The organism is Chryseobacterium ginsengisoli (genome assembly GCF_039542325.1).
Taxonomy (GTDB): domain Bacteria; phylum Bacteroidota; class Bacteroidia; order Flavobacteriales; family Weeksellaceae; genus Chryseobacterium; species Chryseobacterium ginsengisoli.
On record NZ_BAABHX010000025.1, the window covers coordinates 1 to 664 of the forward strand.

Here is a 664-nt window from a genome sequence, read left to right on the forward strand (position 1 = left end):
ATCGATCCGTCTCTGTTCAGTTTAATATCGGACAGCCTTTCTTCATGTTTTCTTGATTCTCCTTTCACATGTTTTCTCCACTGCTCATTACCGTTTTGGTCTAAATATAGCATCCAAAAAGTTTCATCATCAGTCTCAATTCTTCCTTCTGCCTGAGTGTAACCGCCCAGTAAAATGCCTTTGGTTGATGGTTGATTGTTGTTGGTTGACGGATTGTGAATCACACTCATTCCCATTAAAACATCTCTGTTTTTGAAATTGTAAGACTTCTGCCAGATTTCTTCGCCTCTTTCATTGAGTGAGATTAACCAAAGGTCAGTACCTTCTTCAATGCCAACGGTTTTGTTTCCTGATCTTTCGGATCTCGATTCTCCTCCGATTAAATATCCTGTTGAAGTCAAAGCCAGTGTTCTTAAATGATCATCCCCTTTGCCTCCAAAGCTCTTTTCCCATTCCACTTTGCCATCTTTAGAAAGTTTGATGATCCAGTAATCGCCTTCTCCGTAATTGTCAGTTTTCTTTGAACCACCTACATTGCTTCTTGAATAAACTCCCAGTAAAGCTCCGCCATCTTTTGTAGGGATCATTTTTTCAACTTCATCGAGTCCTTTTCCGCCTAAAACAATCTGAGATAATTCTTTCCCGTTTTTGTCCAGTCTTACAA

At 39.6% G+C, this 664-nt stretch carries 1 pseudogene; it reads right to left on the reverse strand.

Annotated elements, in window-relative coordinates:
- Nucleotides 1–664, reverse strand: a pseudogene (locus ABD940_RS22830) (T9SS type A sorting domain-containing protein); the annotation flags it as partial.